We start from the raw sequence: 26,948 nt of genomic DNA on the forward strand, positions 1-26,948 counted from the left end.
CCGACCACTCAAGAAAGCAGAGTGGTGCCGCAGCCGCCGATTACGGTTTTTGGAGATAAATCAAGGAATTGAGATTGAGTCGACATCCGGCGGCTCCGCAGAGCTGACCAGGCAATCGCTGAGCGCTATTTAAGGGAGAATTAATCGTTCCAATGGGAAACGAGCAGGGGGCCGACTCGTATTCTTCGTGCTCGGAAGAAAGGTGCTCCCCCGTTGATTAATCTCCGATCCACCCCTCGACACCGTCGTTCCGTCACCGCCCTGCTGCTGCTGAGCGTGGCGCTCGCCGGCGGATGCAAGGAGGCGCCGCGCACCCCCGGCGCTTCCGGCCCGTCCAGCGACACCGGCATCGGCTCGCCCGGCCCGGCCGCGCCGACCGCCCCGGGCGACCCGTCGGCCACGCCGAGCGCCCCGGGCACCTCGGCCACCCCGTCGGCGCCGGGCAAGCCCGGAACGCCGGCGACCAGCGCCGCCCCGCCCACCGCATCCGGCGGCTGGATCACCATCGACGCCGCCGCGCAGGCCGCCGCGACGAAGGCGTTCTTCGCGCGCAAACCCAAGCCGGTGACCGGCAACCCCGTCAAGGTGCCCGAATTCAACGTCGGCTGTACGACCAGCCACCACAACAGCGACGATCCGATCGTGCTGCCGAAGCTGGTGGGCGGCTCACACAACCACACGTTCTGGGGCAACAGGTCGACCGACGCCAACTCGACAGCCGAATCGCTGCGGGCGTCCAAGGCGACCACCTGCAACTCGCCGGACGACCAGTCCGCCTACTGGGTGCCGACGATGTACCAGAACGGCAAGGTCGTGGACCCGAAGGAGGTGACCGTCTACTACGGTTCCCGCCTGAAGGACCCGAGCAGGACGCAGCCCTTCCCGTTCGGCCTGCGAATGATCACCGGTAACGCCAAGAACCAGGTCGACACCCCGGACAAGCAGGGCAACCACTTCTGGTGCGCCGGCGTCGGCGGCGAGATCGGCCGCAGCGCCGACAAGACGTTCCCGATCTGCGCCAAGACCGCGAACATCGTCCGACAGCTCACCTTCCCGGACTGCTGGGACGGCAAGCACCTGGACAGCCCCGACCACAAGGCGCACATGGCGAACGGGGACCACACCGGGGCGTGCCCCAAGAGCCACCCGGTGCCCGTCCCGTCGGTGTCCTTCGTGATCTCGTACCCGTTGAGCGCGAACACGGACGGCATCACCCTCGCGTCCGGCACCTCGTTCTCGATGCACGCGGACTTCTTCAACGCGTGGAAGGACGAGGCGCTCGCCGCCCGGGTGCGCAACTGCCTCGACCAGGGCGTCAAGTGCAACTCGGCCGGCAACTTCTAGAGCGGTCGGTCGATGTGAGCTGGCCCGCGGATCGTCGCGGGCCAGTGATCGAGACGTAGCGAGGTCTCCGGTGGACGGCTCAGCCACCGGGCGGAATTGAAGACCGGAGACCTCGCCTAGTCGGCGACCTGGCATCAGACGAGGCGCTGCATCCGCACCTTCGGGTGCACGTTTCTCAGGTGGCCGTGCTTGTGTTGGCGGACCTGCTCGTCCCAGACGTCCTGGTCGTAGTCCGGGTCCGGCGGGATCCACTTGTGCGAGCCGTCGCTGTAGTGGAACTTCTCGTCACCCACCTGCAGGATGCTCACCGGAGCCAGCCGAGGAAGCGTCTGTGCAGCGCACCCGCCGGCACCCAGGTCAGGTCCTCCGAGGCCCGCACCAGCTGGGCACCCAGGTAAATGGCCAGGGAGATCGGAGCGTCATCGAACTCGGCGCGTAGCTCGCGCTGCCGCGTGCGGCAGGGCCAGGGCGCATCGCAGCCACCGCAGCTCCAGATCGGCAGCACCGGGCCGTGCGTGGTCATGCGCGGTCTCCGAGCAGCGCCGCCGTCATCGACCTCGCCTGCCGGCTGTTCGCTGAGTCCACCTGCCAGCATGGGTACGGCGTGAGCCGCGACCACCACGTCCAGCAGCCGTTGCACAGGCCATTTTTGCCCAGCAGATGCGCGACCAGGATCCATTGCTCCGCTTCGCTGCTCACTGCTCCTCCTCGGCGGGCCAGTGCGTCCGCTTGATGGGGATGCGGTGTCGGCTGCGACAGGGCAGCTCCGCCCCGCAGCGGCAGGTCCACCTCCACTTCGGCCACGACCAAGCCGGTCGGTGTCGCCGTGCCAGGGTCATCGCGACGGCGATCAGGTACTGGTCGTAGGTCACTCGTCGCCATGGTGGTGTCCTGTCTCGCATCGCTGGCTCCCTCCACCGGGCAGCAGTCCATGGCCGAGCCCGAAACGACGGGACCGGATCTGGAACGTTCGGTAACTGCGACGCTACGATCACGACGACGACGGTTGGACTCACCCGCAGTACACGTGAGCAGGCCAGATGGGCTGCCGCAGCTTTGGTTTCACGGCGGAACGTCGACCACGGGTCAACGTTGGGGGTGACGGATGACAGGTCGCGGACGATCAGCACCACATCGCGGCGCGGTGACCGGCTACCTGTTCAAGCTGATCCGGGAATCGATCCCGCTCACGCAGGAGCAGCTTGCCGTCGACCTGGACGTCGATCGCGTGACAGTGCAAAGCTGGGAATCCGGACGCCGGCCATTCACCGCGGTACCGCTAGGGCAGGCGATCGCCGTCCGACGCCGGCTCGGACGGCTCGGCGCAAACACACTCCTGCTCGCAGCACTCGACGACGCCGCCGAGGCCGATCTCATCCTCGCCGCCGTCCTCAACGAACAGGTGGACCGCTGCGACCTCGCCGAACATCCGCTGGGCTGGTCCGTGCTCACCCACCGTCTGACCGACTTGATCCTCTGGGCCGTCCTCGGGCAGACACCGACCTTCGCCAGAGGGCTACCCACCGCCCATCCGCGGCGGGGTCCAGTCGCCTCCGGGCCGACCCTGCCCGCCGACGAACAACGTGCATTCTTCGCTCACCTTCACGTCCTCGCCGATCGCGCCGCAGCCGGACGGCACCGGAACGTGCTGCTGCACCGGCAAGCCTGCTTCCTTGCCGGCATGGACCCCACCAAGGCAGCAGCAGGTTGGCTCACCCAGACCACCGCCCGAGCACACCGCACGACCACCTTTCGCACCTGGTCACCGCTGTGGCCCGACGCCCGTTCCGTCGTCACGTCCATCGCCAACCAGGGCGACCCGGAACCGTTACGAGACTTCATCGCTCGCGCACACCCCGACGACGCCTGCGAGCGTGCGGCCCTCAACTACTCGGCCTACTGGGTGGGCGAGATCCCATACCGCCACCGCGACGACTTCTTCATGCCCGAAGCGCTCGCTGACTGGCATGGCTCAATCCTTCTTCGGCACCTGGTCCACCGCCTCGATCCAGGGCATCCCTTCGTCGACCTCAACATCCACAACGTCTGGGCTCTGCTGGCCGCACGACGCGGTCTCGCTCTCGACAACCCCGCCGCGACTCGGGCGCTCCTCGACCGCAGTGTCCCGCTCCTGGACAGTGACCGGATCTCCGCGCAGTCGCGGCAGGAACTAACCTCTATCGTCTACCGCCTGCGGGCGGACGGACTCACCGGCACAGGGACGGGCAGATGACCGACGATCACGACGCCGCCGGAGCGATGAACTTCATCTTCGAAGCCGGCGTCCTCAAACGCGCCGCCCGGACCGGCTGGTGGTTCGCCGGCGTCAAGCAACCCGAGTCCATCGCCGAGCACTCCTTCCGAACGGCACTCATCGGAATGATGCTCGCCGCCATGGAGGGCGCCGACCCAGCCCGAGTGTCGATGCTCTGCACCCTGCACGACACCCAGGAAACCCGAATCACCGACATCCCACACATCGCCAAGCGCTACCTCACCGCCGTACCCAACACCGCCGTCACCGCCGACCAGGTCGCCACCTGTCCCCCAGCAGTCGCCGACGTCATCACCGCCGCCGTCGCCGAATACGAAGCCGGCGAGACACCAGAAGCCGTCGTCGCCCGCGACGCCGACAAACTGGAGTGCCTCGTCCAAGCCGTCGAATACCGCCACCAAGGCATCGACAACGTCCAGCGCTGGATCGACAGCTCACGAGCCGCCCTGAAAACCGCCAGCGCCCACCGCCTTGCCGACGCCGCCCTCACCGGACAACCACTCGCCTGGCTCACACCCCCGCCGCAGCAGTAAGCGCTCAACACTTGGCGTTGTATTGATCAGCGGCAGGGACGCACCCGACCAAATCGGGCTGTCTGTCTTGTGAGCTGCCGTTACGCTTGGCATTGATGGTCACCGTTGGGCGTCGCGGGTTCCCCTCTGACGGCATGGAAACGGCATGATCTTGGGCTCAGCCGGGGCCCGCGACGGTCCGGACGGCCCCAGGGGCGGCCCGATAAGGTGTCGGCTTTAGTCGGTCCTGTTTACTGACGCCAGCACATACGTTACTGATCGCACATGAAGATCCTTCGACGGTACTGGGGCCTTTTCGCGTTGGCTTTGCTGCTTACCGCCTGGTGGACGACCCAGGTGGGCCCTGGAGTGTTGTACCTACTGTCGGGTGCGGTCGTGCTCTGGTCGCTCTTCCAAGCGCCTGCCTGGTGTGGAGCCGCGACCCGAAGCCGCGGTGGCTTCTGCCGGAACAACTCGCGAGGGCTGCTGCTCGGCTGCCATCTCCGTGAGCATCGGTGGCAGAAGTTCAAGATGCTGTTCTACTCCAGCCGGTGGGCGGCCTTCAGCCGAGGCACATGGGCCACTCCCAGCGCCAAGCTCGCCACAGTGTCGGGCTTGATCGGAAGCGTGTCCGCCATAGCGACTGGCATCAAGGATTTCGCGTTGAGTTGAGCGGAACTTAGACGGATTCTCGCCTGACCTGCTGCGGCCTGGTCGACGCGCGCGTCACGCTCACTCCTCGACTCACGTCGTTGATGGCTGGTTGCCGACGTTTCACGCTGCATTGTGCCCCCGCGTGTACTCAGCCAAGCGGGCCAGGCTGCCAACTAGGCTAGTACCTCTGAATCTCCGCAAAACTGTCGATATCCACATCCGCCGCAGGGGAGAAGCGCCCCGAGATCACTAAGCGCCCCTTCTGCTCACCGGCCAGGTCAACCCGCAAGGCTTTCCAACATGGATGATCGCCATGAATTCTCAACTCACCGCCAGACAATTCGAAATCAGTAATATCAACATCAAGCACCGCCGGTTGGCCGCCTCTAGGTCGGATACGGAGATCGCCATCCGATAGACGCCCCGGACCAATCCTGATCCTCGTGGGACCTGCCGGCTTAACGTCTAGGTTTACATAGGTGCCCGAGATGTTCGGGGGGATTGATATCTCCACGTCTTCGGTCTCTACATCTGCGAATACCAGGCGGCCCGACAGGCTGTATGAGTACATATGAACGTTTGTCCGCTTCAGCTTCGAGTCCGAGAACTCGACCTCTCCGTCTATGTTGGACGATCGAGAGTGCAGATAAAAAAGGTCATCATTCGAGTCAAACAACAACTCCGAATCGGAGATTTCAGCCCGTCTAATCAAGAGGGTTGCGTCATTCTCAATATGCATCCGATCAAGCGCAAACGAGGAGCCGGCCGACTCGACTTCATCGAACGAAACTACGGATCTACCTTTGACCTTCATTCCCGACAGCAGGATCTTCATATTCTTGAACGTTGAGCCGGTGAAGTCCACGAGTGCGTCCTCGATTACCGCCCCCCGAAGCCGAATTTCTCCGTCCCGAAATGTGCAGTTGCGGAACTGCACCATGGCCCCTGCAAGCTTCACCTGGTCCAGGTCTACTACTTGGAAGTGCCCGCCAGAGAAGTCCAACTCCTGATCGTTCCATGAATGTTCAGAATCTAGATTCAAGAGCCGGGCGCGAATGGACTTCCATGCCGTTCGTTGCACCTCCTGCTCTCCGAGGTTCCTTTCCTCCCCGCCGAATGCCAGATTTGGGAGCCTAAGGTAAGAGCAAATGGCCATGACGCAAGGAGTCCGCCCCTCCCGCCAGTCATCGGCCAGGATTGCCAGGGAATGCAGCCCCGCCAAGCGTGCCGATGGACGCTCGTGCGCTAGAAGTTCAGCCGCCTTAACATAGCGATCGGAGTAGACCTGCTGATCGGCACGCAGCCCTTCCCGTTCCGCTAGGATCTGCTTACGAAAAGCATAGATCGCTCCGAGCGAAGCCCCAATGAGCGCGGTTAGGCTAACCGAGACAGTCAGGATAGCAGGAAGGGTTTTGTCATTCGGCGCGTGAAATCCTAAGAGTATTGCCGTAACCGCCCAAAGGATAATAAAGAGCGCGAAGAATAAAACTATTGCGGTGATCGCGGCGAACGGAAGAAGAATATAAAGGCTGCCACCCATCTTAGGTTCACCTAGCGCTACTACACTCCGAGTAACCGCCACCCGGACTGCGCGCGCCTTTTCCAATCCGAGTGACCTGCGGTCGCCTGCATCAGCCAACGCGTCCTCCATTCGAAGCCTCGATGAGAGATCGGACCACGAACCTCGGTGGCGCGCTACATCCTCGCCTGTCAGTTTCCATCCCGATGCTCCTTTGGATGTCAACCCGGAGACTCCTTGACCCCAGGCAACAAGCAGGGCTAGCTGACCGGCTCCCGCAGTGCCTTTACCTGAGGCGACCATCCGACGAAGTCCGTAGACGTCCGCCGCCCCCTGTGCCTGTCGTCACTCAGCTAGTCACCCACCTGTTCGCCGGAGGAGCCATCCGACTCTGCGCTGGTGTTTTGCTCGCCTTCATCGGCGTTGCTGGTCTTGCCACCCGCTGGGGTCGTCGCGCTGGGGTCGTCGCCCTCTCGCCCGGCTTTCGATTCAGGGTCGTTCAATGCCGAAACTTCATGGATAACGGTTCGCCAATCGCCACACTCGTCGAAAATGCCCGACGTCTCTAGGATCTTCCTCCTCCAGTACTCGGCGCGGCTGGAGTCTCTCTGCAAATCGGATCGCATTACAAAGAGCTGCAACCCGGAAATAAGACAGTGCCCCCTGCTAGAAGAGTAGGGAATCATCTGAGCTGGGAAGTCAGCCTCGATCCGCTCATCCAGAGGCTTTTCCCGCCAAGTGTTAACGACGAGAATACCCTTCGGGCTAACCCCAGTCTCCTCGAAGGAGTTCGCTACCCACTTCTCCAGCTGAGCGGCATGCTTCTCAGCAGCGCTTTTCGAGACGCCTTTAACTTCAACGACAGCTGCTCCCTCCGGAAAAACAACCTTCCAGTCGTCGCGACCCGGCTCCGGTTCGGTGACCACGCCCCCGAGAATTTCAAGGACCGCCTTCACTTCCAGTTCAAGAGCCCGCCCACTACCAAGGAATAGCTGGTTACGACTCTCGACCAACTCACTTTCCTTCTGCAAGTCGGCAAGCTCGGCGCGAGCACGCTCAATTGCTTTTTGCTGATCTACGATCTGAACGCGAAGTCGGTCCTGCTCGTCCGTAGCATAGCGTTCCGCCCACGGAGGACGGGTGGAGTCTGTCGACCCGCCGAGTGCGGCGATTGCTGCCAGCAGGTCCATTTGGAAGTCCAGGGCGGCCGGCAGCCACAGATTGTCAGGGAGAGCTTCTTCATCTTCTGGCGTTGGATCTTCCCCCTCATCTTCATTTTTTGGGGCCAGAAAATCCACGCTGGGCAAGAGGATTAGGTGCCCGCCGTTCTTGCTGCGCTGCATGAAGCTTACAACACGCTCAGTGCCGCTGACATGAGCCAAGGGTGCTCCGGGGTGTTGAGTCATGACCGCTTTGTAAGAAAGGTAGTCCTTATATTTTCTGAGCAAGGCAGGGATTGCCCCGTCGCCTGCTATCGATATCCGACTCCCGCGCGCCCCCGAGATATCATGCTCTGCGATCGGAAGCGCAGAGAGGAGATCAAATGGATCCAACTGAACCGTCTCGATCCTATTCCGTCCGGTTCCGGAATAAGTGCGGCGACCGGTGTCTACGCAGCACTCTTGCGGTGGCTGCGCGAACACCACCAACGCACGGCCCTGGTTGACGAATTCGACGAACTCTTCCCTTCGACGCTTAGCGTCGGCTTGAATACGAACCGATATATGCTCCGAGAGCCAAGGCAGCCCCCTGTAGCGCTTGTGATAACCAGAATCAAGATAGGTTCGGAAGCTTTCGGCGGGATCCCAGAAGACAACATCGAAATCGAATGCGCTGAGGTCTCCCGAAAATGTGGAGCGTTCTGTTTCATCGCCGCCGTATACCGGGTCATAGTCAAGGGAGAGTAGGCGCATCGCGCCAGTATAGACGTGGGTATCTAGAGCCTCCCCTTTCTTGCCATCCCGTCTGCCGTCGACCCGCCCCTCCTGGGGAGCGGGCCGCCGCCCGGCCCGCCACGTCAAGACGGCCTTGACGCACTGTCGGACGCTGGCGGGTCGGGCGGTGGTCTGCTCGGCTTGCCCGGGTCGATGGCAGGCGGGATGGCCCGCGCAACCACCCACGGACCGCAACGCGCCGACGTGGTTGCAACCATCTCGGAGCCCGAGCGCCCCCGCCGGAGGCGAAGTAATCGCAGCCCCACGACCGCCGCCAGCTCGCCGACGCGGCCGGCGTGCGCTCCCCTACGCCGCGCGGGCTCGTGGCCGCGCGGCCCGGCCGGCTGCCGGCCCACCACCACCCGGTCAACGCTGCTGTCGTTCGGCGGCGGCCCCTTGGGCTTTCCGCTTCCGCGCCAGCCGCCGGGCGTGTTGCGTGGCCGGAGTCGGAGCGCCAGCGGAGCGACGGACCTAGGCGGCGGCGCGTGCGGCCCGTTCAGGGCCGCCTTGAAGACGTACAGAAATTTTGAACAACCACGCCGGCAGTCGGTCTGTGAGGTTGCTCCCGCCGGCCGGGCCTGACCCGACTTTGAACTGGCTCCGTGCCCTCATGTGGACCCGCAGGAGGCAGTTACTCGTCCGCGGCACGCAAACGCCGACGCGACGGGTCGGACCCGGTACGACGGCGGCGGCCAGTCACCTTGCGGGTGACCGGCCGCCGTTGCGTCGATCAGTTAGAGCTTCGCCGCGCCCGCCTCGGTGGCCTCCTGCACCGCCGAGGAACGGCGGATCTCGGCCCGCTGGTCGCCGGCATCCTCCCGGGCCGGACCCGCCATCCGGGCGGCCCGGTTGGTGGTCGCCGCCGCCTGGTCACCGGTCACCCCGCCACGGATCCGGTTGTTCGCGGCCACCTGGGCGGCCGGGTCGTTGGACGTCACCGCCAACTGACCGTTGATGATGTTGTCGTCGACGGTGACCCCGCCGGTGGTGCTGGTGATGCTCACGTCCCCACCCCAGTAACCGCCGGAGGCGCAGCTGTCGAGGGTGCCGTTCGGTCCGAGCTGCACACCGCCCAGGTTGCCGGCGAAGGTGGCCCGACCCTGGACCGCACTGCCACACACCACGCTGCCGGTGGCGCTGTTGAGCACCGACAGCGTGCCGTCGACGAACGAGTCGTGCAGGTCGGTGTAGTAGGTGCCGGTGCTGCTGAGGTTGCGCTGCACCTGGGTGCCGCGGTCGAGCCGTACCTCGCCGGCACCGACGGTGACGTGCCCGGTGACCGTCGACGCCTCGGCGAACAGGAAGCTGTCGATGGTCGTGGAGCCCTTCGGCTTCACGGTGACGGTGCCGGTGCGGGCGTCCTTCAGGAAGATGCCGTACCCCCCGGCCGCGAGCACCACCTGGCCGTCGACTGTCGTGTCGGTGGCGTCGAGGTACCCGTCGGCGGCGACGCGTACCTCACCGCTGACCCGGCCACCGGTCACCACCAGGTTGCCGCCGGCTGCGACGGTGACGTTGCCGGTGATCGTGGTGCCGGTGAGCGCGCAGGACTCGCCGGCGGGGACGAGCAGGTCGTTGGGCACGGTCACCGCGCCGCCGGTGCCGATGCAGTGGGTGACCAGGTCGGCGTGCGCGGTGGGTGCCACGGCCAGCACCGAGGCCGCGATGAAGGCGCTCACTGTGGCGAGCTTGGCGACGGTACGTCCGGGCATCGTGGTACTCCCTTTCGGTGAGGTTCGAGGACTCATGCGCCGACGTCCGATCGGGCCGCGGCCCGGACGATGGCGCCCTGCTGCCGCCGGTCGAGCGTGCCGCCGGTCACGAGCGCGGCGGTGACCGCTTCGACGTGGCGGACGAACTCGGCGTGGCCGGGGTAGTCGGCGTGTTCGTCGATCAGATCGTTGATGGTGCAGCCGTCGCCGGTGTCAACGTTGGCCACACCGGTGTCGCCGCCGTCGATGATCACGGTGGCCCGGGTGTCCGAGTCGGGGCAGCGGTCGGTGTCGTCGACCACCACGGTGAACGACGTCGACTGCTCGGTGGAGGAGTTCCCCGCCGTGTCGGTCGCCCGGTACTTCACTGTGTGCGCGCCGGGTGCGCGGACGGCGACCGGAGCGGTGTACGCCGTCCAGCCTCCGGCGTCGAGCGCGTACTCGATCTTCGCCACGCCGGATTCGGCGTCGGTGGCCGTGACGGTGACTGTCGCGCCGCCGACGTATCCGCCGTCGTCGTTGCGGTCACCGGCCACGGTGGCGGCGACAGTGGGTGGAGTCGTGTCCTCGGCCTGCGGTTCGACCACGGTGAAGTGGGACATCTGCTCCGCCGACGTGTTCCCGGCGACGTCGGTGGCCCGGTAGTGCAGCATGTGCATCCCGGCCGTGTTCACCACGATCGGGTTCGTGTACGCGGTGAAGGCCGCCCCGTCCAACGAGTACTCGATGGTGGCGACGCCGGATCCGCTGTCGGTGGCGGCCAACGTGGCGGTGGCCGTACCGATGTAGTTGCCGTCGCCGTCGCGGTCGCCGGCCAGTGCGGCGGTGACCACCGGCGCGGTGGTGTCCTCCTCCCCCGGCTCGACGATCCGGAACGCCACCGAACCGACGGCGCTGGTGTTGCCGGCCTGGTCGGTGGCGCGGAACTGCACCGCGTGGTCGCCGATCGCTGTGACCCGCACCGGCTCGGTGTACGGCAGGAAGCTGGTGTCGTCGACCTGGTACTCGACGGTCTGGACCCCGGAGTCGGCGTCGGTGGCCGTCACTGTCACAGTGGCCGCGCCGAGGTAGTTGCCGTCCTGATCCTGGTCACCGGAGACCACGGCGGTCACTGTCGGCGCGGTGGTGTCGCCACCGCCACCGCCCTCGGTGACCACCAGCTCACCGACCATCGAGCTGTGGCCGGGAATCGAGCAGAAGTACCGGTACCGGCCCGGGGTCAGCGTCACTGTCGCCTGGTGGCGGCCGTCGTTGGCGTCGAACGGGCTGGCCAGGATGTTGAGTGTGACGTCGTGGTTGTAGCCCTCGGTGCTGGTGTCGAAGGTCAGGGTGTGCGGCATCCCGGTGGTGTTGCCGGTGGCCGCGCTGTTCTCCCAGATGATCGTGGTCGCTCCGGCCACCGCCGTGGTGGGCGCGGACTTGTATCGGGTGATGCTGTCGTCGGCGGTCCAGGTCAACACCTGGTCGGCGGCGACACGTGGGGCGGCGGAGGCGGGCACTGCGGCCAACGGGATCACCGTGAGCAGGAGCGCCGCCAGCGCGGCCTTCAGTCGTCGGGTCATCGTCACTCCTAGAGTTCCCGCGCACGGATGTTGCGGAACTCGGCCAGGTCGTTGTCGCCGTGGTTCTGCAGGCCGATGAAGCCGCGCAGGAACTGACGCAGGTCGGTCGGCGGGTCGCCGGCTCGCGAGGACTGCTTGCCGGGTGTGTTGTCGAATTCGTTGATCACCACGCCATTGCGGATCATCGTGTAGTGCTGCCCGACGGCGCGGATCTCGTAGTCGTTCCACTCGTTCTTCGGCGTCACGCCGGCCTGGGCCAGCGGCACCGGGTCGAAGTTGTAGACCGAGCCGGTCTTCTGCGGCTCACCGGTGTCACCGTCGTAGATCTGGATCTCGTGTCCGCAGTAGATCGCCATCCAGGCCGGCGAGGTCCGCGCCGACCCGACAGTGCCGCAGCTGTCCGGTGGCCGCTGGTCGAGGGGCGTTCGCAGGTCCGGGAACCGGATGAAGACTCCGGTGTTGGCCCGGCCGGTGCCCGGCGCGATGTCCCGGAACTGCAACTTCAGCGAGAAGTCGCCCAGCTCCTTGGTGTGCCAGAGCATGCCCAGGCCACCGCTGGAGCGCAGCGACCCGTCCGGCTGGATGCCGAACTGTCCCGACGGCGCCTGCTGCCAACCGCGCAGCGACTCGGCGGTGCCGTCGAAGAGCGGCTCGTACCCGGTGTGCCCGTCCCGGCCGATCTCCGACGCGGCTGCCAGCCGGGTGAGGGTGCCCGCTTCGCGGCTGCTGAGCAGGTCGTCGTCCTGCAACGCGCGGGCCACAGCGGTGACGTGCCGGACGAAACCGTTGTGGTCATCCCAGGTGCTCTCGTCGTCGATCAGGTCGTTGGCGGTGCAGCCCTGCCCGACAGTGCGACTGGGCACCCCGGTGTCGGTGTCGCCGAGCCACACCGTCGACCGGTCGTCGGGCACCGCGCAGCCCACCGTCACAGTGGTCTGCACCGTCGCGGTCTGACCGTCGGCGTACGTGACGGTGAGCTTCGCGGTGTAGGTGCCGACAGTGGCGTACGTGTGCCGGGGGTCCGCCTCGGTCGACGTGGCGCCGTCGCCGAACTCCCAGCGGTGGCTGACGCCGCCGGAGCGGGAACCGGTGAAGGCGATGGTCAGCGGCTTGTTCTGCACGGCGACCGATGTCGCCGCCGGCGCCGGGGTGGGCGCCCCGCCGGTGTAGGTGATCCGGATCAGCTTCTGGTTCGCGTGCAGGCTGAAGAACCCGCCGCCGTAGTCGAGCAGATAGAGCGCGCCGTCCGGACCGAACTTCGCGTCCATCCAGCTCTGCAACCGGTTGTCGCCGTTGCCACCGGGGATGATGGCCCGCAGCGACTCGGCGTACACCGGTGGGGCGGCCTGCGGCACGCCGGCCGGGTCGACTGTGACAGCTACCCGGTTGGACGCGTTCGACTGGTCGCCGATGAACCACTTGCCGTCCCAGTGCTCCGGCCACGCCACGCCACTGGTGGTGTCGACGAGGCTGCGGTGGTAGGTCGGGCCGGACATGATGGCCTGCCCGCCGCCGCGCAGGTACGGCTGCGTGTAGGTGGCGTCGGCCGCCACGTAGGTGGGCAGGCCGCTGCCGTCGGTCCGCTTCGGGAACACCGGGCCGCCGCCGTCCGGCGAATACCAGATCATGTTGTCCCGGGCCGCCGGGATGTCCTCCAGCCCGGTGTTGCGCGGCGAGGTGTTCTTCAGGTTGTCGCAGTCGTACCAGCCGGTCAGCACTGTCGCGTCGGTGTTGCTGCGGTCGCGGTACGGCTGCCGGTTGCCCATGCAGTACGGCCAGCCCTGGTTACCGGCGGAGGTGATGATGGTGGCCGTCTCGTACTTCGCCGGGCCCAGGGTGGGGCTGGGCGACGAGGCGTCCGGGCCGACCCAACCGGCGGTCAGCCACTGGTGCACCGGGTCGATCTGGAGGCGGGCGATGTTGCGTACGCCCATCACGTAGATCTCCGGCCGGGTCTTCTCGGTGCCCGGTGGGAACAGGTTGCCCTCCGGGATGGTGTACGTCCCGTCGGCCTCCGGATGGATCCGGATGATCTTGCCGGCGAGGTCGTTGGTGTTACCCGACGTACGACGGGCGTCCTGGAACGAGATGCCCTGGTACTCCTGGGTCCAGTTGTTGCCGGCGTAGCCCTGCGACCCCTCCGAGGAGTTGTTGTCGCCGGAGCCGACGTAGAGGTTGCCCTTGGCGTCGAACGCCATGCCGCCACCGGCGTGGCAGCAGCTGTGGATCTGCACCGGGAACTGCAACAGGTCCTTGCGGGTGGCCTGGTCGATGGTCTGCGCCTGCCTGTCGTAGGTGAACCGGGAGACGGTCCGCTGACCGACCCGCTTCACCCGGTCGACCGAGTCGTGCGGCATCCAGTAGACGTAGAGCCAGCCGTTCTCGGCGAACTTCGGGTCGGGCACGATGCCGAGCAGACCCTCCTCGTTCTTGACCAACTCGGAGCCGCTGCCCCGGTTGCCCATCACCTCCAGGGTGGTGAGCAGCTTGACCTGCTTGGTACGCGGGTCCCAGGAGTGGATCGTGCCGCAGCCCAGGCCGACCTTCGGGTCGTTCCAGTCAGCGATCGGGCCGCTCGGGCAGGCCGCCTTGCCGACGTAGAAGACAGTGCCGTCCGGCGCGATGGTGAGCCCGTGCGGCTCGCCCATCTGGTCCAGCTGCCCGGTCTGGTTCGCGGCGGTGAGTCGCTCCACCTTGTAGTTCGACGCGATGGTGGCCTGGCAGTCACCACGGACCCGACCGGTGGTCCAGTTGAGAGCGCCGGCGAGGTGCGTGCGGAACGCCTCCTCGCCGTAGCTGCCCTCGGTGTGGCCCATGCCGGTGTAGAACGACCGGCCGCCGTCGTAGTCCCGGCACCAGGACACCGGGTGGAAGGCGCCGTTGGCGGCCGCCCCCGGGTTGTAGTGCCGCTCCTCGACCTGGGCGAGGGTGTGCACGGTGCCGATCGGGTTCGGGTCCCAGTTCTCCCAGCGGTCGGACCGGGTGAGGGTCAGCGGCAGCGACGCGGTGGCCGGGTGCTTGCGGTCCAGGATGTTCACCACCGCGCGGTTCACAGCGGGCGGCTCCGGGGTGGTGGTGCTGCCGGTGAACAGACGCAGGTCGGCGAGTTGGACCAGCGGTTCACCGCTGTTCGCTGTGACGTTCAGCCGGTAGCGCGTGAACTCCTGCGGCGCGGCGATGTCGAACCGCCGGGTCTGGTACCGGTCCGGGAAGGTCTGCCCGGTGCGGCGGTCCAGGTCGGTCCAGCTCTGACCGTCGGTGGAGCCCTGCAGTGTCCAGTCCTTCGGGTCCCGACCGGAGGAGTCGTTGGCCGACGTGAGCGCGTACCCGGTGATCTTCTTCGGTGCGCTCAACTCGTACGCCACCCAGGCGGTCGGGGTGCGGACCAGCCACTTCGTGTTGGCGTCGCCGTCGGTCAGCTTCTCCTTCGTCTCGTTGGGCGGGTTCTCGCCGCTGGCGGTCACCCGGGTCACCGGCTCGGCGACCGGGATGGCGCCGGCTGGGCGGGTGCCGATCAGCCCGGTGAACCAGGTGGAGTCGACCTGGGCTCGGGCGGCGTCGGCGATGCCGACGAAACCGCCGCCGGCCTTGACGTAGTTCTGGAGCGCCGACTCCTGGTCACGGTTCAGCGCGGCGCCCGTCGCGGAGAGAAAGACAACGCTGCGGTACGCGGACAGCCCGGCCGCCGTGAAGACGCCCGGGTCCGTGGTGGCCGTGACATCGATGTCATGAACGGCACCAAGCTGTTTGATGGTGTCGACCGCGCGAGAAACCGGGTCCTGTTGCTCGGCCACCGGGCCGTGGAACACCAGGACCGCTGTCTGCTGCGGCTGCGCCGCCTGCGGGGCGGCCGCCGTTCGTGGTGCGGCAGCGGCGGCCGTCGTCGCCGGGAGCAGTGTCGCCAAGGCCGCTACCGCGGCGAGGGTTCGTCGTAGTTTTCTGGTCATGCCCGTCCCCACTTTCGGTTCGGTCAGCTTCCGTGCGTGTGGGTGTGGCCCTGGAACCGGTGGATCGCCTCCTCGGCGCCCGGCGGCATGCTGCCGTCGGCGTTGCGCACCAGGAAGATCCCGGCCATGCCGCCGTCGGAGTGCGTCTGCACGTGGCAGTGGTACATCCACGCGCCCGGTCCGACGCCCTCCCCGGCCAGCACCTGGAAACCGAACGAGCTGCCGGGATTGAGGTCCTTGTTGTCGACCACCAGGCTCGGGTCGCTCGGCCCCTCCAACATCCCGGTGCGGTTGTCCGCCCAGCGGTGCGCGTGCAGGTGGAAGGTGTGGAACAGGTTGCCGTGGCCGATGGCGATCCACTCGACGCGCTCGCCCAGGTTCGCCTCGAACATCGGGGTCGCCGGGGCCATCTTGTTGTTGATCATCATGTCGTGGAACACCGCGGTGAACTGCTTCGACGGCAGGATGTCGCCACGTCGTCTGACGATCAGCGCCCCGTACAGTCCCTTCGCGACACCGCCGGTGCCGTGGTCGGTGCCCATCGCGTGATCGTGGTAGTGCCAGTAGCCGGCGCTGCCCGGCATGTACCGTCGGCCCGCCGCCGCCACCATCTCGTGCGAGCGCCAGACGTACGTCCGCGTCTCGCCCGGGTTGTTGAACGAGGCGTTGAACGGGCTGCCGTCGGATTCGGTGCTGTAGTCCACCCCGTGCGGGTGGATGGAGAGCCGCTGGGTGGTGGTGTTGACCAGGGTGATCTCCAGGGTGTCACCCTCGTACATCTCCAGGACCGGGCCCGGAACGGTGGCCTGGCCGGGTGCCAGGCCGTACCCGAACAGGTTGCCGGGCAACTGCTCGGCGTAGATGGTGATCTTCTTGGTGACACCGGCGGCGGCCCGGGCGGGGCTGCCGCCGAACGCGGTGCCGATGGTCGGGGCGGACGCGCCCAACGCCCCGGCGGCGAGCGCGCCGGTGGCGATCAGCGATCTGCGGGACAGGTGGCGGTGAGGACCACCAGCGTGATCGTCCATGGGTCTCCGTTCCCAACCGGGCGAAGACGCGACGAGGGCAGGGTGCATCGACCCGAGCACGGGGGCGGTGGCACGACTGAGGGTGAGGCTCGTCGCGATCTTTGCTCGGAAGACTCAAAGCTTTCTATGGATGACAGCAACTTATGTAATCCATCGATGAAAGTACAGCTCTGATTGCAAAAAGATTACCTTGACATCACGACGTCCGTCGATTGACATAGAGCTGACACACAAGCAGACGCCGGGCTGCCGTCAATGCGGCAGCCCGGCGGGCAGACGTGCGGAAGCTGTGGTCAGAGATCGTGGCCGTGGTCAGCCGGCCGACTGCGGGCCCGTCCGGTCGGGCCCACCGAGCTGCGCGACATGGGTCGGGTCGAGGACCCGGGAGAGGAACGCGCGGGTCCGTTCGTGCTTCGGCGCGCCCAGCACCTCCTGCGGCGGCCCCTGCTCGACCACCACGCCACCGTCCATGAAGACGACCCGGTCGGCAACGTCGCGGGCGAACGCCATCTCGTGGGTGACCACCATCATCGTCATGCCGTCCTCGGCCAGCTTGCGCATGACGGTGAGCACGTCGCCGACGAGTTCCGGGTCGAGCGCGGAGGTCGGCTCGTCGAAGAGCATCAGCTTCGGCTCCATCGACAACGACCGGGCGATCGCCGCCCGCTGCTGCTGCCCGCCGGAGAGCTGCGCCGGGAAGGCGTCGGCCTTGTCGGTCAGCCCGACGCGCTCCAGGTTGTCCCGGGCGACCCTCTCGGCCTCGACCCGACCTCGCCGGAGCACCCGGCGCTGGGCGATGGTGAGGTTGTTCAGAACGGTCAGGTGCGGAAACAGGTTGAACGACTGGAACACCATGCCGATGCCGCGGCGGACCGCGTCGATCTCGACGTCCGGGTCGGTCATCTCGACCCCGTTCACCCAGATCTTGCCGGCGGTCGGCTCCTCCAGCAGGTCGACGCAGCGCAGCAGTGTCGACTTGCCGGAGCCGGACGGCCCGATGACGCAGACCACCTCGCCCTGGCCGACCTCGAAGTCGATGCCCTTGAGCACCTTGAGCGGCCCGAAGGACTTGTGCAGGTCGCGGATCTCCACGGCGGGGCGGGAGGAGACGGTCGTCATCGGGGTCACCGAGCCTTGGCGTAGCGGAGTTCGAGGCGTCGTACCACCTGCGACAGCGGCAGGGTGATCACCAGGTAGGCGAGGCCGGCCACCAGCAGCGGGGTCGCGTTCACCCGGTCGTTGAGCATGTCCCGACCGAACTTGGTGATCTCGATCGTCTGTGCCGTCACCCCGAGCACGTAGGCCAGCGACGAGTCCTTCGTGAGCAGGATCAGCTCGTTCGTCAGCGGCGGGATCACGATCCGGAACGCCTGCGGGATGACGATCGTGCGCATGGCCGTGAAGTGGGACATGCCGAGGGTTCGCGCCGCCTCCATCTGCCCCTTCGGCACGGCCTGGATGCCGGCCCGGATCGTCTCCGCCATGTACGCGGCGGCGGTCAACCCGAGGCCGATCGCGATCGAACCGAACACCCCGCCCGGAATCTCGCGCTCCGGGAAGGCGATCGGGATGCCGTACCCGACGAGGAAGAGCACCAGCAGCGCGGGCAGACCCCGGAACAGCTCGATGTACGCCGTCGCCACCCAGCGGTACGGCGCCACCCGGGACAGGCGCATCAGCGCCAGGACCGTGCCGAACACGAGGCCGAAGGCGAACGCGCCGAGCGTGTAGAGGATGGTGTTGCGCAGCGCGACGGTGATGATCGTCGGGAACATCGACTTGATGATGTCGACGCGGAAGAACGCGTCGGCCAGCCGGTCCCAGTCCGCGGCGACGAGCACCGTGGCGATGATGGCGATGAAGACCAGGTACTGGAGCCCGAGGGACAGCCGCTCCCGCTGGCGGCGTCGCAGCTTCACGTTCGCTCGTTGCCTTCCCGGAGGTTACCGACGTCGGAGGGCGCGCGGGACGCGCGCCCTCCGGTACTGCGCGGCGCTCAGACGCTCGGCCGCTTACCGATCCACTTCTCGTAGATCGTGTTGTACGTGCCGTCCTGCTTGGCCTTGGCCAACACCTCGTTGATCTTCTTGAGCAACTCCGGGTTGGTGTCCTTCTTCACGGGGAAGCCGTACTGCTCGCCGGTGTCGAACTCGGCGGCGACCTCGAACCCGCCCGGGTTCTTCTTCAGGTACTCGGTCCAGACCGGCAGGTCGTTGATGGCGGCCTCGACCTGGCCGTTGGAGACGGCCTGCTGGAGGGCGGCGAGGTCCTCGAACTCGACGAGCTTCAGGCCCTTCTCCGCCTCGAACTTCTTGGCGTAGTCACGACCCGTGGTGGCCGCCTGGACACCGAGCTTCCTGCCCTTGAGGTCGTCGAGCGACTTGTACGTCTTGCCGGTCTTCACCAACATCGCCTGGGTGGCGTCGAAGTACGGATCCGAGAAGTCGACCACCTTCCGCCGCTCCTCGGTGATGGTCATGCCGGCGGCGGCCGCGTCGCACTTGCCGGTGTTGAGGTCCTGGCCGGACTTGATCCCCTCGAACGGGGTGTCGATGATCGTCTGCTCGACGCCGAGCTCCTTGGCGACCAGGTCCATGATCTCGACGTCGAAGCCGGTCACCGTGCCGCTGGCGTCCTTGGACTGGAACGGCGGGTACGGCAGGTGGGTGCAGACCGTCAGCTTGCCCGCCGCCACCAGCTTGACGCCGCTCGCCTGGACCTCACTGTCGTCCTTCTTCGCACAACCCGCGGTCAACGCGAGGGCGGTGACGGCCACGACGAGGCCGGCCTGACGGACGGCGCTTGGGAACCTCACGGCTGTGTCCCTCCGATTCGGCTTCCATTGCACAGAAAGCCAATCTGGTTCATAGACTTTGCGATAAGCGACCGTACCCGATCCGGCGCATCGCCCCCAGATCACATCGTGACCGCTCGGCCGCCCCGTCCCGGTCGCCTCCGCCGGCAAACCCGACACTTGCCCCGCAACGTGCCTCAGCCACCGGTTCCCTCGGCCGCCCCGTCCGGGGTGAGGGCCCCCTCGTGGGGGTCTGTGTCCAGGAACACATGCTGGTGGCCCTTGCCGGAGTCGACGCTGATCTGGTCGAGCTGGGTAGCCGCGACCGACCAGATCGTCGCGGCCTCGGCCGCCTGCCGCGCGCTGACGTCCAGCACTGCCGCACGTTGCGCCGCCGGAACGCCGGCCGCCAGCGCGTAGGCGTCGACGGCCAGCGACGCCTGCTGGACCGCTCCGCGCAACCCTCCGCGCGCCACGTTGGTGGCGGTGGCCCCCGACGGCGGGTCGGCGAACGGCTCGGCCGCCTGGCGCATGACCTCCTGCCACTGGCGCGCCTTCGCCGGATCCGGCGCACGTCCGCCGGTCGTCTCCGTCTTGATGCCCGCCAGGACCGGGGCGACCTGGTCGCGGACCCGTCGAGCCGTATCGATCAGCTCCACGATCTGCTGGGCGTCCCGCTTCGCCTCGTCCTGTTTGATGCTCGCGATGGTCGCCTCGGTGGCGTCCGGACGGCCCACCTGGTAGCCGATCAACCCACCGAGGAGCGCGGTGACCAGTGCGACCACGCCCGCGACGGCCGCGAAGCGCACTGTGCGCTGGCGGCGCACGTCGGCCTTGTCCAACTGGTAGGAGGGTCGGCCGGTGCGGCGCGCCATCGCATCTCCTCACATCGATGGTGTGGGGCCAAAGATTAGCCGCCCCCGTGTCGTCCGTCGATAGCGAGGGCTTTGACACACGCCCGCTAGACGGGGTAGCCCCACTCGGCCAACGACTTCTCCAGCACCCGTTCGATCGCGGCGAGCTGCGCCGGGCTGAGTTCGTCCCGGTACGCCTCCGCCCGGCCCAGTGTGAAGTCGTACCGGGAGAAGCCCTTCTCGAAGGCGCTCGACCAGCTCAGGCCGAGGAAGTCGAGCATCCGGCCGACCTGCTCGCGCGGCTGCTCGACCAGGTCCTCGTAGCGCACGTCCAGCCACTGGTCGGCCGGGTGCCGCAGCCGGGCCTGCGCGAAGGCGTCCATCAGCATCTTCCAGCCCAGCGCGGCGAGCACCTGGAAGGAGCGACCGGACTCGACCCACTCCTCCCGCAGGTCGGACGGGAGCGGGCCATAGATCCAGTTGTCCGGCCCGCGCCAGCCATCCCACCAGCCCATCTGGAGCCACGAATTGGCCACCGCCCGGCCGTCGCGCACCACGTTGACCACCCGCAGCTCCGGGTACGCGGCGTGCAGCAGGCCGGTCCGTGGCCACCCGGTGACGTGCTGCACCAACTGCTGACAGCGCTGCCGTGCGATCCGCTCGTCGAAGAAGGCCCGCAGCCGCCGAGCCACGAACGGGGTCAGGTCCTCGGCGACCAGGTCCCGACACGGTCGGGAGAAGCCGGCCAGCACCTGCCGGTCGAGCAGGTGGTACGCCTCCGACGGCGCCACCCGGAGCCGGCCCCGTTCCAGCAACCGTCGACTGTGCCGCAGCGAGGTCATCCCCGCCGGGCGCGGCGTCGAACGCCGGTAGAGCGCGCCGTTGAACCTCCCCTTCGGGTTGAGTCGGGCCAGTTTGTCGTCCAGACCGGAGACGAAGCCGACAGCGGGATGCCGGGAGAGCAACTCCTGGACCAGTGTCGAACCGCAGCGACCAGTGCCCACCACCAGTGAGAGCATCGTTCAGCCTTCCTGCCGGGTGGCGGGTGACGAGGAGACGGCCGGGTCCGCGGCGAGGCGGGCGGCGGGAGAGGTGGCCGCCGGGCGGCGCAGCGGGTAGCCGAACCGGGACAGGGCCACAGCGGTCAGCCCGGTCACCACGACGTAGGCGCGGGTGGGCAGCCCGGTCAGCCACTCGGTGTCGGCGACCACGTCGACCAGCCCGGTGCGGTGCCGCGACGGATTGCCGGCCACCGAGTGGGTGGGGGCGAGCCGTACCGTGGCCGGTGTCGGAAACGGAAGCTCGTCGGGGGTCGCGCCGACGAAGCCGGCGATCCGGGCGGTGGCGCCAGCCGGGTCGGTGACGAAGTCCTCGTACCGCACCCGCAGGTAGCGGCCCGACGCGCGACGGCGGTCGCCCCACAGTCGTACTGTCGCGGTGTTCCAGACCAGCCAGAGCAGCGCGGCCTTGCCGACGGGTGGCCGGCTCATCAGCTCATCGTCGGCGCGCCCGTCCAGCGGGCGTCGGCGACGCCAGGAGTACGCGGTGGCGCGCGGGTCGCGCACCACGTGCAGGACGTACAGGTCGATGCCGGGCAGGCTGCCGAGCAGAGCACCGTACGGCGGCAGCTTGGACGAGTCGACGATGACACCGTCCGACCGACCGGCCAGGGCGTGCTCGGCGATCGAGGCGTAGAGCCGGGCCAGTTGCGTGTCGTCGGGGTGGCCCGCGACCGGCGGCTGCCCCCGACGCTGGCGGCGCAGCAGTGCGGGCAGTCCGCGCAGCCGCAGCCGCTGGGCCAACCGGACGGCGATCCCGGCCGGGTCGGCGTCGGTCAGGTCGGCGCGCACCCGCGCCCAGAGCGGGCAGTCGGCGACCGGGGCACCGCAGCCGCAGGGTCGGTTTTCCAGGATGCCGCGCCGCCACAGGTACCGCAGCTCGCCCGCCGCGAAGAAGCCCGGCAACTGTCCCAGGACCGTGGTGACCAGCGTGCTGCCACTGCGACCGCTGCCGGCGAGGTAGAGCACCCGTACCGGGCTCACCGGGCCGCTCCCCCACCGGCGGCCGTCCGGCCGGCCCGCCGCCGCGGCGGCAACGCCTCCGCGGCCTCCGCGTACAGCCCACGGATCCGGTCCAGGTGCCGGTCCGGGCCGAACTGGGCGGCGATCTTCGCCCGGCCGGCCCGGCCCATCCGGTACGCCCGCTCGGGGTCGGCCAGGAGGTCGTTCAGCGCGTCGCCGAGGGCCGTCGGCGCATCGGCGGCGACAATGCGACCATCCACCTCGGGCCGGACCAGCTCGGGAAGCCCGCCCAGGTCGGTGGCGACCACCGGCACACCGCAGGCGAACGCCTCCAGCACCGCCATCGGTTGGTTTTCGTGCCACCGGGACGGCACGGCGACCACAGCCGCCGACCGGATCAGCTCGTGCAGGCGCGGCTTGTCGAGACGGCCGTGGAACCGGACCCGGCCGGGCACCCGCCGTGCGGCGAGCGCCTCCAACTCCGGGCGGGCCGGACCGTCTCCGGCGATGTCCACCATTGCCCCGTCCGGCAGCGCGGCGGCCGCCTCGATCAGCACGTCGACACCCTTCTCCGGAGCCAGCCGCCCGGCGAAGACGACACCGCCGCCGGGCGTCTGCTTGGCCGCGACACCGGTCAGGTCGACGAAGTGGTTGACCACCCGCAACCGGTCCGGGTAGACGCCCGCGCGGCGCATCACGTCGGCCAGGAACTCGCTCGGGCTCACGAAGAGCTGCACCGGGTCGTACGCGTCGAACTGCCTGTGCAACCAGGACTCGACGGCGAGCAGGCCACTGCGCGACAGCGACCCGTCCTTGCAACGGCGCCGGGCCGCCTGCAACGGGCCACCCGTGACGCACGCCTGGCAGGGGCGGCCCCGGTCCAACAGTTGGTAGCTCGGGCAGGCGAGCTTGTAGTCGTGCAGGGTCAGCAGGCACGGCACACCGGCGGCGCGGGCCGCGGCGAGCACCGACGGGGAGAGCTGGTGGTAGATGTTGTGCAGGTGCAGCACGTCCGGCCGGAAATCGTCGATCACCCGGGCCAGCCCGCGGCGGCTCGTCGGTGACCACAGCATCCGGCCGACGGCCACCGCGCGGGGCCGCACCCCGCTCGGCGCCGGCTCCAACTCCACTTCGGACGGGAACCGCGCGGCGTACGGCAGCGGCGACTCGTTCTCCGGGTGGCTCATGCCGAAGTAGGCGACAGTGTCGCCGGCAACCCGTTGCAGGTCGGCGAGATCGAGCAGATACCCCTCCGCGCCGCCACGGCGGTAGAGGAACTTGTTCACATGCAGCACGCGCATCGACTCGCCCTGCTCACGTCGATCGGGCGAACCGGGCCCGGAGGTGATGACCGGGGTCTGCCCGCCCCGGCCAGGGCCCACGGTATGCAGGGCAGGTCGGCGAGTCCAGCTCACGTTTGGCATGTGGCTGAACGGGTGATCTTCGTCTGCCCGTGCGGTCCGCGGCCTGGCCTCCCGCCATGATCTCCCGATAGCCTGGCTGCCGCCGGTCACACCCGCTCTGGTGCAGGGCCGCAACGGTGTCCGACGAGGAGGACCGTGACAGCCGACGACGAGGTCTCCGCGCTCGCGTACACCGCGCGGCGGGTCCGGCGGCATCTTCGCTGGGCGCGTACCGAGGGGATCGGACGGCTGATCGAGGAGGACCGCCTCAACCCGATCGACCGGATCAGCACCGCAGTGGCGAAGCGACGCTGGCGACGGCGGGCCGGCCGTACGCCCGGCTCGGCGATGCCTGTCTACCTTGTCGGTCTGCAACGCTCCGGCACGAACATGCTGGTCCGGGGCCTGGACGCCGCCGGAGAGGTCGAGGTCCGCAACGAGAACGACGCCACCGTCTTCCATCGCTTCCAACTGCGCCCCGACCCGGTGCTGACCGCCGCAATCCAGCGCAGCCGGCACGCGTACGTCCTGGTCAAGCCGCTCTGCGAGAGCCACCGCGTGGACGAGCTGCTGGCCCTGCCGGGGCTGACGCCCGGGCGCGCGCTCTGGGTCTACCGCGACGTCGACGACCGGGCCCGCTCCGAGGTCGCCAAGTTCGGTGACGCCAACCTGCGGGCCCTGCGCGCGATCGCCGACGGAAGCATTGGCCGCCGGTGGCAGGGGCAGCGCCTCGACGCCGACACCATCGAGCTGATCCGGGCCCACGACCCGCAGCGGTTGGATCCGCACAGCGGCGCGGCGCTGTTCTGGTACGTCCGCAACTCGCTGTTCTTCCAACTCGGCCTGGACCGGCGGGCCGACGTGCTGCTCTGCCGCTACGACAGCCTGGTCGCGGAGCCCGCCGCGCAGCTCCGACGGCTCTGCGCCTTCCTCGACTTTCCCTACCATCCCCGGCTGCACGCGCACATCGCCCCACGTGCGTCGCACGACGCGGCGGGCCACCGACGGCTACCGATCGACAGGGGCGTCCGGGCCCGCTGCGACGAGCTGACCGACCGGCTCGACCGCGCCGCGGCCGACGTCCGCTCCGAGACGACGAAGGCGGTCGACAGTGGCTGAGACCGGAACCCGTACCGCGCCGATCTTCCTGGTCGGCTGCCAGCGGTCGGGCACCACGATGGTGCGCCTCGTCCTGGACTCGCACTCGCGGATCAGCTGCGGCCCGGAGACCCGGTTCCTGCCGGACCTGCGACGGATCGTCGGCCGGGACTGGGAACGACTGGCCCGTTTCGGTTTTCCGCGCGAGGACTGGCTGCACCGCATCCGGGACTTCTTCGGCGGTGTGCACGCCGACTACGCCGCCGCGCGGGGCAAGACCCGGTGGGCCGACAAGACCCCGCTGTACGCCATGTCCCTCGACTTCGTCACCGAGGTCTTCCCGGACGCCCAGATCGTGCACCTCATCCGGGACGGACGCGACGTGGTGGTCTCGCACCGCAAACGGTTCGGCTACTGGTCCGCTGTGAAGTGCGTCGTGAAGTGGCCGCGCTACATCCGCGCCGCGCGGGCCGTCGGCGCCACACTGCCGGCGGACCGCTACTACGAGCTGCGCTACGAGCAGGCGGTCAGCGAGCCGGAGAAGACGATGCGCGCGCTGTTCGAGTTCCTCGGCGAGCCGTGGGAGGACGGCATCCTCGACTACGACAGCAAGCAGCACGACGTGGCCCGGAAGTACACCACCGAGGCGGAGCGACGACGCGCGGCGGTGGGCGACACCGCGCCGATCTACGGCTCCCGGGTGGGCAGCTACCGCCGCGAACTCGACCCGTTCCTCCGCCTGCTGGTCTGGATCTTCTCTGGTCCGACCCTGCGCGCGCTGGGCTACCGGTGACCCGCCCCGGCCGGCTGCGCGCGGTCGCCACCGCCGTCGCCGCCACGCTCCTGCTCACCGCCGGCTGCACCGACGGCGGCGACGATCCACCGCCGACCCCCACCCCCTCCGCGACGGCGACACCCGCAGTCGGCACGCCGGGGCGCACCGCCGACCAGGTGAGCAACCCGTTCGGCGCGCACTGGGACTGGTCGCGGTACCAGCAGTTCGAGCCGTACCTGCGCCGGCTCGCCGGTTCGGCGACGTACGAGGAGATCTCCTGGTGCGAGATCGAACGGACCTCGGGGCAGGTCGACTGGTCCGGGCTGGACGACATCGCCGCACGCAGCAGAGAGCTGGGCATCACACTGCACCTGAAGATCCGTACCGGCGTGTGCTGGGCGACCGGTGGCACCGCCCGCTACACCCGGGGCGCGGCGAAGAAGACCGAGTCGGCGATGCCCACCGACCTCGGCGCGTACCAGCGGTTCGTCCGCTCGGTGGTGCAGCGCTACGGCCCGTACGGGGTGCGGGAGTACGCCATCGAGAACGAGGTCAACGCGCCGAGTTACTGGGCCGGCAGCCCCGAGGAGTACGCGCGGCTGGTCCGGGCCGCCGCCGAGACGATCCGCGCGACCGATCCGAAGGCGCTGGTGGTCGACTCCGGCATCAGCAGCGTCGCGTACGGCATGGGTGTCGCCGACCGGCTGGTGCGCGCCGGTCGGGTGCCGGAGGCCATCGCCGCCTACCAGGCGTACTTCCAACGTCGGGTCGGCACCCGGGGGCAGCAGATCCCGGCGGTGACCGGGGAGGCGCAGTTGCGCCGGGCGCTCGGCACCGAGACCAACAGCCGCAGCCTTCGCTTCCTGGCGGTGACCGAGTCGCTGCTGACCGACCGCACCGTCGACGTCCGTCAGGTGCACTTCTACGAGCACTTCAGCGGGGTGGCCCCGCTGCTGGACTACCTGCGCGCCACCACACCGCCGGGTACGGCGATCCAGGCATGGGAGGTCGGGCAGTTCTGGCGCGACGGCGACGGCGACCCGGCCAGCCGCGCGGCGGAGATGGTCAAGACGGTCACCCTGCTGGTCGCCGGCGGGATCGGCGAGATCAGTTGGCTGCCGTTGGCGTACAACCCGAACAACGCCGCCGGCAGCGAGGTCCGCTACGGCCTGCTCGACCCGGACGGCACCGAACGCGAGGCCGGCCGGATGCTGGCCGCCCTGGTCGACGCGGCCCGGGACGCCACGGTCACCCCGCTGCCCGCCCCGGTGGCCGGCAGACTGCACGGGGTCGCGTTCGTCCGTGGTGGACAGAGCACGCTGGTGCTCTGGTCGGCGTCGAAGACGCCGGTGACGGTGCCGGCGACACCGGGCGGACGGACCGGGGCGGTGGGCTCCCCGCTGGGCGCGGCCGGTGGCGGCACCACAGTGACCGACGTCCCCGTCCTGCTCCGCGCCGACCAGCCGGTGGACCGGATCCTCGCCACCGTCCGCTAACCCGAACGGCAGGTGTCGAC

Annotated in this window: 22 protein-coding genes; 6 read left to right on the forward strand and 16 right to left on the reverse strand. The window is 68.1% G+C overall.

Annotation, left to right across the window (positions count from 1 at the left end; genetic code table 11):
• Positions 1 to 213 precede the first annotated feature (213 nt).
• Positions 214 to 1,344: a DUF1996 domain-containing protein gene (locus tag MED01_RS11395; protein ID WP_238668481.1), complete on the forward strand. Its 1,131-nt coding sequence runs from the start codon at positions 214 to 216 to the stop codon at positions 1,342 to 1,344.
• Between the two features lie 134 nt (positions 1,345 to 1,478).
• On the opposite strand, the gene MED01_RS11400 is transcribed toward MED01_RS11395, so the two are convergent.
• From MED01_RS11400 to MED01_RS11410, 3 genes are read right to left on the reverse strand one after another with little or no spacing between them, the layout of a single operon-like run.
• Positions 1,479 to 1,652, reverse strand: coding sequence for a hypothetical protein (locus tag MED01_RS11400; RefSeq protein ID WP_238668482.1), 174 nt, complete (start codon positions 1,650 to 1,652; stop codon positions 1,479 to 1,481).
• A complete protein-coding gene (locus tag MED01_RS11405; RefSeq protein ID WP_238668483.1) occupies positions 1,649 to 1,867 on the reverse strand; it encodes a hypothetical protein in 219 nt (72 codons plus the stop codon). Before MED01_RS11405 ends, MED01_RS11400 begins: the two co-directional genes overlap by 4 nt.
• Positions 1,864 to 2,043 carry a hypothetical protein gene (locus tag MED01_RS11410; RefSeq protein ID WP_238668484.1) on the reverse strand — a complete coding sequence of 60 codons (180 nt, stop codon included), beginning with the start codon at positions 2,041 to 2,043 and terminating at the stop codon, positions 1,864 to 1,866. Before MED01_RS11410 ends, MED01_RS11405 begins: the two co-directional genes overlap by 4 nt.
• Before the next feature lie 406 nt (positions 2,044 to 2,449).
• On the opposite strand from MED01_RS11410, the gene MED01_RS11415 reads away from it, so the two are divergent.
• Both MED01_RS11415 and MED01_RS11420 read left to right on the forward strand, forming a co-directional pair.
• The gene (locus tag MED01_RS11415) at positions 2,450 to 3,577 is read left to right on the forward strand and encodes a helix-turn-helix domain-containing protein (protein ID WP_238668485.1); all 1,128 of its coding nucleotides are present in this window, start codon (positions 2,450 to 2,452) and stop codon (positions 3,575 to 3,577) included.
• Positions 3,574 to 4,152, forward strand: a complete 579-nt coding sequence (locus MED01_RS11420) for an HD domain-containing protein (protein WP_238668486.1) — start codon at positions 3,574 to 3,576, stop codon at positions 4,150 to 4,152. Before MED01_RS11415 ends, MED01_RS11420 begins: the two co-directional genes overlap by 4 nt.
• 811 nt (positions 4,153 to 4,963) lie before the next feature.
• On the opposite strand, the gene MED01_RS11425 is transcribed toward MED01_RS11420, so the two are convergent.
• From MED01_RS11425 to MED01_RS11485, 13 genes are all read right to left on the reverse strand, one after another.
• Entirely contained in the window at positions 4,964 to 6,325 is a 1,362-nt protein-coding gene (locus MED01_RS11425; protein WP_238668487.1) for a hypothetical protein, read from the reverse strand.
• A gap of 332 nt (positions 6,326 to 6,657) precedes the next feature.
• Positions 6,658 to 8,217 (reverse strand): hypothetical protein, encoded by a 1,560-nt coding sequence (locus MED01_RS11430; protein WP_238668488.1) that lies wholly within the window; start codon positions 8,215 to 8,217, stop codon positions 6,658 to 6,660.
• A gap of 755 nt (positions 8,218 to 8,972) precedes the next feature.
• Complete coding sequence (locus MED01_RS11435; RefSeq protein ID WP_238668489.1) at positions 8,973 to 9,950, reverse strand: hypothetical protein; 978 nt, start codon at positions 9,948 to 9,950, stop codon at positions 8,973 to 8,975.
• Positions 9,951 to 9,982: 32 nt separating this feature from the next.
• Positions 9,983 to 11,512: an OmpL47-type beta-barrel domain-containing protein gene (locus tag MED01_RS11440; protein WP_238668490.1), complete on the reverse strand. Its 1,530-nt coding sequence runs from the start codon at positions 11,510 to 11,512 to the stop codon at positions 9,983 to 9,985.
• Between the two features lie 8 nt (positions 11,513 to 11,520).
• Entirely contained in the window at positions 11,521 to 15,459 is a 3,939-nt protein-coding gene (locus MED01_RS11445; protein ID WP_238668491.1) for a ThuA domain-containing protein, read from the reverse strand.
• 23 nt (positions 15,460 to 15,482) lie between these two features.
• Positions 15,483 to 16,487, reverse strand: coding sequence for a multicopper oxidase domain-containing protein (locus MED01_RS11450; RefSeq protein WP_238668492.1), 1,005 nt, complete (start codon positions 16,485 to 16,487; stop codon positions 15,483 to 15,485).
• Positions 16,488 to 16,799: 312 nt separating this feature from the next.
• Positions 16,800 to 17,606, reverse strand: a complete 807-nt coding sequence (locus MED01_RS11455) for an amino acid ABC transporter ATP-binding protein (RefSeq protein WP_238668493.1) — start codon at positions 17,604 to 17,606, stop codon at positions 16,800 to 16,802.
• Between the two features lie 5 nt (positions 17,607 to 17,611).
• Positions 17,612 to 18,406 (reverse strand): amino acid ABC transporter permease, encoded by a 795-nt coding sequence (locus MED01_RS11460; protein WP_238668494.1) that lies wholly within the window; start codon positions 18,404 to 18,406, stop codon positions 17,612 to 17,614.
• A 77-nt stretch (positions 18,407 to 18,483) separates the two neighbouring features.
• Positions 18,484 to 19,302, reverse strand: a complete 819-nt coding sequence (locus MED01_RS11465; RefSeq protein ID WP_238668495.1) for a basic amino acid ABC transporter substrate-binding protein — start codon at positions 19,300 to 19,302, stop codon at positions 18,484 to 18,486.
• A 176-nt stretch (positions 19,303 to 19,478) separates the two neighbouring features.
• Positions 19,479 to 20,156 (reverse strand): hypothetical protein, encoded by a 678-nt coding sequence (locus MED01_RS11470; protein ID WP_238668496.1) that lies wholly within the window; start codon positions 20,154 to 20,156, stop codon positions 19,479 to 19,481.
• An 86-nt stretch (positions 20,157 to 20,242) separates the two neighbouring features.
• The gene (locus MED01_RS11475; protein WP_238668497.1) at positions 20,243 to 21,154 is read right to left on the reverse strand and encodes a sulfotransferase family protein; all 912 of its coding nucleotides are present in this window, start codon (positions 21,152 to 21,154) and stop codon (positions 20,243 to 20,245) included.
• A 3-nt stretch (positions 21,155 to 21,157) separates the two neighbouring features.
• Entirely contained in the window at positions 21,158 to 22,177 is a 1,020-nt protein-coding gene (locus MED01_RS11480; RefSeq protein ID WP_238668498.1) for a sulfotransferase, read from the reverse strand.
• Positions 22,174 to 23,457, reverse strand: a complete 1,284-nt coding sequence (locus MED01_RS11485; protein ID WP_238668499.1) for a glycosyltransferase family 4 protein — start codon at positions 23,455 to 23,457, stop codon at positions 22,174 to 22,176. Before MED01_RS11485 ends, MED01_RS11480 begins: the two co-directional genes overlap by 4 nt.
• A gap of 258 nt (positions 23,458 to 23,715) precedes the next feature.
• Here MED01_RS11485 and MED01_RS11490 point away from each other — a divergent pair, with 258 nt between their 5' ends.
• From MED01_RS11490 to MED01_RS11500, 3 genes are read left to right on the forward strand one after another with little or no spacing between them, the layout of a single operon-like run.
• Positions 23,716 to 24,678, forward strand: a complete 963-nt coding sequence (locus tag MED01_RS11490; RefSeq protein ID WP_238668500.1) for a sulfotransferase family protein — start codon at positions 23,716 to 23,718, stop codon at positions 24,676 to 24,678.
• Complete coding sequence (locus tag MED01_RS11495) at positions 24,671 to 25,450, forward strand: sulfotransferase family protein (protein ID WP_238668501.1); 780 nt, start codon at positions 24,671 to 24,673, stop codon at positions 25,448 to 25,450. Before MED01_RS11490 ends, MED01_RS11495 begins: the two co-directional genes overlap by 8 nt.
• On the forward strand, positions 25,447 to 26,928 hold the full coding sequence (locus MED01_RS11500; RefSeq protein ID WP_238668502.1) for a hypothetical protein: 1,482 nt from the start codon (positions 25,447 to 25,449) through the stop codon (positions 26,926 to 26,928). Before MED01_RS11495 ends, MED01_RS11500 begins: the two co-directional genes overlap by 4 nt.
• The last annotated feature ends 20 nt before the right edge of the window (positions 26,929 to 26,948 follow it).

Source organism: Micromonospora alfalfae, assembly GCF_022230925.1.
GTDB classification, from domain to species: domain Bacteria; phylum Actinomycetota; class Actinomycetes; order Mycobacteriales; family Micromonosporaceae; genus Micromonospora; species Micromonospora alfalfae.